The 4170-nt window shown below is 74.1% G+C and carries 3 protein-coding genes; 1 reads left to right on the top strand and 2 read right to left on the bottom strand.

The features are described from left to right. Positions 1-122: 122 nt before the first annotated feature. Entirely contained in the window at positions 123-1733 is a 1611-nt protein-coding gene (locus K6I34_RS32830) for a glycosyltransferase family 39 protein (RefSeq protein ID WP_229331689.1), read from the bottom strand. A 131-nt stretch (positions 1734-1864) separates the two neighbouring features. On the opposite strand from K6I34_RS32830, the gene K6I34_RS32825 reads away from it, so the two are divergent. Further along, a complete protein-coding gene (locus tag K6I34_RS32825) occupies positions 1865-3622 on the top strand; it encodes a glycosyltransferase (RefSeq protein ID WP_229331688.1) in 1758 nt (585 codons plus the stop codon). A 26-nt stretch (positions 3623-3648) separates the two neighbouring features. On the opposite strand, the gene K6I34_RS32820 is transcribed toward K6I34_RS32825, so the two are convergent. Then, the coding region (locus tag K6I34_RS32820; protein WP_229331687.1) for a glycosyltransferase at positions 3649-4170 on the bottom strand (522 nt) is incomplete at its 5' end.

The raw sequence follows: 4170 nt of genomic DNA, 5'->3' as shown, positions 1-4170 counted from the left end.
CCCTCCACCGGTTGTCGGCTTTCCGTAGGGGGTGCCTGTTCGTTTTTCGGCTCTCCGCAGGGGGTGGTTGTCCCCCGCCATTGTTTGCGGGCAGATGTTCCGTGCGAGGGGGTCCAGGTTCCTTACTCGCGGCGTATGTACAGCGTGACCCCGCCGCCACGGACGTAGACCGCGGTTTTCTCCTGGAAGAGCCTTGTCAGTTCGGTGGACTTCGCGAACTCGGCTCGTTGGGCATGGAACCACGGTGTGCCCAGTGTGGTGGTGTCCGCGATCGTCCATACTCTGCTTCCCGGCGGGAGTTGCGTCAGGCGGTCGCGCAACTCCATGGGGGTGAGCTCCTTCCCGAAGAGGGTGCCGGAGGCCGTTGGTGATTGCTGCAGCGCGAGGTCGTGGAGTTCCGTGAAGTCCTGGGGGTAGGCGAGGGCGACACGGCGTTCGTGCAGGGGGAGGAAAAGCACCGCGTCGCCCGGCCTGGCCAGGCGTCCGGCCAGGGCGGCCACGGGGCCGAGTGAGTCGCCGCGGCTGGTGGGCAGGCGTTCACGTTCCTGTTGCGGTAGTTGCCACAGGAAGGCCGCCGCGACGGCGGCCGCCCCGGCCAGGGTCACGGTCCGCCGCCACGGCAGCGCTCCGAGGAGGCGGTCGGCCCCGGCGGCGGCGAGCAGGGGCACGCCCGCGAGGCAGAACAGCAGATAGCGGTCGAGGAAGAGCGGCTTGTACTGAGCCGCCGCGTAGAGCAGGACGGGTGGTACGAGCGCGAGTGGCAGCGCGACGGCGTTCAAGTGGAGCGTCTTCGTCCGGTGTTCTCCGCGTCCTGTGCGTCCCGCTCGGGGTGCGGGGGTGACCAGGGCCGCGGTGATCAGCAGCAGCGTGCCCGCCAGGACGAGGTCGCGGGGGCCCGCGAAGGACCGCAGCAGTGCTTCCGCCTCCGCGGGGCCGGGGGTTCTGATCCAGGAGACCTGGGCGCTCTGCCCATGGGAGAGGACGGCCAGCGGCGCGAGCGCCGCGCACGCGGCGGCGGCCGTGAGGCCCCAGGCGCGCCACGTCCGGCCCGGCACCCGGGAGGCGAGCAGGGTCACGGCGTGCGCGGCCAGGATCAGGATCGCGAACTCGTGCAGCAGCGCGGTGACCGCGACCACCGCGCCGTAGCCCGCCCACCGGGCGCGGCCGCCGTCCTCGACGGCACCGGTCAGCAGCCACGTCGCCAGCGCGGCACCCGCGGCGACCAGGGCGTAGGAGCGGCCCTCCTGCGCGTAGTGGCTGACGAAGGGGGTGGCCGCGTAGAGCAGCCCGGCCCACAGGCCGACGCGCGGGCGGGCCAGGCGGCTGCCGAGGGCACCGACGAGCGCGGCGGTGGCCACGGCGGCGGCGACGGACGGCAGGCGCAGCGCGATCTCGTCGGCGCGTAGGGCGAGCACGGCGTGCATCAGCAGGTAGTAGAGGCCGTGGACGGCGTCGACCGAGCCGAGCAGATGCCATATCTGCGGCACCGATCGGCGCGCCACCTGGAAGGTGGCGCTCTCGTCCCGCCACATCGTGCCGCGGTCGAGGCCCCACAGGCCGACGGCGAGCATCGCGAGCGCGGGGACGAGCACGGCGAGCGTGGCCGCACGGCGAGCGGGGGCAAAGGCGGCGTGCCATCGCAGGCCGCCGCGGGCCGGTTCGGACGCCGGGGCCGATGGCGGTGGCGGCTCTTGGCGGAGTGTCCCCGCCCGCCTCGTCAGTACCGTGCGCATGCCGTCCCCCTCGCGTGCCGCGTCCCGGCCCGGCGCCCTTCGCGCCGCCGGTTCCGATGCTTCCCCCATCCGGCCGTGCGTGGGCCGGGATATCCACAGGGCGGGCCTATTCGTGAGTAAAGATGATTTATATGGAAGTGGATGCCGACGGGATCGCGGGGCCTGTTCCTGCCATGCCCAAGTCGCCCTCCGAGTCCGCGACGCCCGTCGAGTCCGTGACACCTGCCGGGTCCGCCGCATTCGTCGATCCCGTCGGCCCGCCGCAGGTCGCGGTGGTCGTCATCGGTTTCGACGACGCGGGCCGGATCGGTGACGCCGTGCGGTCGGCCCTCACCCAAGGGCCGGTCGTCTCCGAGGTCATCGCCGTGGACGACGCCTCCACCGATGGCACGGACCGCGTGCTCGACGAACTGGCCACCGGGGAGCCCCGCTTGCGGGTCGTGCGCCGGGCGGTCAACAGCGGTGGCTGCGGGGCCCCGCGCAACGACGGCGTGCGGGTCGCGACCGCGCCGTACGTGATGTTCCTGGACAGCGACGACACGCTTCCCGAGGGTGCGGCGAAGGCTCTCCTGCGGGCCGCGCTGCGGCATCACGCGCCCGTGGCGGCGGGCCTGTGCGTCCGCCGCGAACTGCCCCGGGGCCGGGAGACCCGCTGGCAGCCCGGTCTGTACCGGCGGGCGGGCGTCCGCTCCGCCGCCGACCACCCGGCACTGCTCCACGACACGCTCTGCGTCAACAAGCTGTATTCGCGCGCCTTCCTCACCGAGCACGCCATCGCCTTCCCCGAAGGGCCCTTCGTCTACGAGGACTTCGTCTTCACCGCGCGGGTACTGGCGGCGGCGCCCCGCGTCGCGACCGTGCCCGACACCGTCTACATCTGGCACGTGCGGCGCGACGGCGCACCGTCGATCTCCCTGGACCGCGAGCGCATCACCAACTGGCAGGCGCGTGTCTCCGCCCACCGGCGGAGCGTGGACGTCTTCCGTGAGGCGGGCAGCGAGGCGCTGGCCCGCGCGGCGCGGGTGAAGTTCCTCGACCACGACCTGCGGATGTACGTGCGCGAACTTCCCCTGCGCAGCGCGGGCTACCGGCACGCCTGGTGGCGGGTCACCCGCGGCTATCTGGCCACGTACGAGGAGGCGGAGCTGCGCGCGGCCCGCGCCCCGTCGCGCTGGATCGCCCGGGTGGTGCTCGCCTCGGAGGCGCCGCGCGACCTCGCCCGGCTGTCGCAGCTCGCCGCCCGCCCGGCACGGCTCCTGCCCCCGTACGCGGAGCACGAGGGTGCCCCGGTGTGGGCGCCGGATCTCCCGGCCGCGCTCCTGGACGGTGTCACGGACCCGGCGGAGGTGCCCGTCGGCCGGCTCCCGGTGACGGTCGACGCGGAACTGCGGCCCCTGCGCCGCGAACTGCGGCTGCGGGTGCACGATCTGTACGGGCGGCTCGCCGCAGGTCCTCCGCGCGCGGTCGACGTCGAGCTGAACCACCGCAACGGCACGGCGGGCCTGCGGTGCAGCGTGCCTCTGTTCGGCGATCCGCCGTGGAGCGTGCGTCTGCCGGTCGGCCTCGCGCGGCTCGCCGGGCTGGGCGTGCGCGACGGTGCGGGCAGCGCGCCGCAGTCCTGGGACATCCGTGTGCGGCTGCATCCGTCGACAGGCGGTTCCTTCCGTACCTCCGTACGGGCCGCGGGGCGTGGCCTGCACCGGCTCGCTCTGCCGAGCCTGCGCTTCGGCCTGCTGCTGGCCCACCCCTATGCCACGGCCACCGGTTCGCTGGCCGTCCGGCTGGCTCCGGGCGTACGGGCGGCCGCGGCGGTCGCCCTGCGCAGGCTGTGGGCGCGCGGCCGCCAGAGGCAGCACGGCCCGCACAGGCGGCGTGAGCGGCGCGACTGATCCGGCCGGCCGGACCGGCGGCCGCCTCACCGGTCGATCTCCTCGAACAGGGCCTCCCAGCGGTCCAGTACGCACGCCGTGCGCAAGGGTGCCACGTGCTCACGCGCGGCCCGCCCGTAGCGGAAGCGCAGTTCCCCGTCCCGCATCAGTTCGCGGAGTGCCATGGCGAAGGCCGCCGTGTCACCGGCGGGGACGAGGGTTCCCGTACGCCCGTGGTCGACCAGTTCGCGTACCCCGCCGGAGAGGTCGAAGCTCACGCAGGGCACCCCGGCGGCGGATGCCTCCGCGAGGGCCATGGGGCGCCCTTCCCGTTCGCTGGTCAGGGCCACCACGGACAGCTCCCGGTAGGCGGCCGCCATGTCGCGCACGCTGCCCCGGAAGCGCACCCGGCCGTCGATGCCGAGCCGCGCCGCCCGGGACCGGAGCCCGGATTCCTCGGGGCCGTCGCCGAAGAGGTGCAGCTCCCAGCCGGGCGTACCGGGCGTCTCGGCGCAGGCCACGGCGAACGCGTCGAGCAGCCGGTCCAGGCGCTTGACGTCCTCCAGCCG

It is taken from the genome of Streptomyces sp. UNOC14_S4 (genome assembly GCF_020740835.1).
Classification (GTDB): Bacteria; Actinomycetota; Actinomycetes; order Streptomycetales; family Streptomycetaceae; genus Streptomyces.
This window is presented reverse-complemented; position numbering and strand designations above follow the sequence as displayed.

Coding starts and splice junctions, on each gene's coding strand:
- K6I34_RS32830 (WP_229331689.1), bottom strand. CDS start 1,733: ATGCGCACGGTACTGACGAGGCGGGCGGGGACACTCCGCCAAGAGCCG.
- K6I34_RS32825 (WP_229331688.1), top strand. CDS start 1,865: ATGGAAGTGGATGCCGACGGGATCGCGGGGCCTGTTCCTGCCATGCCC.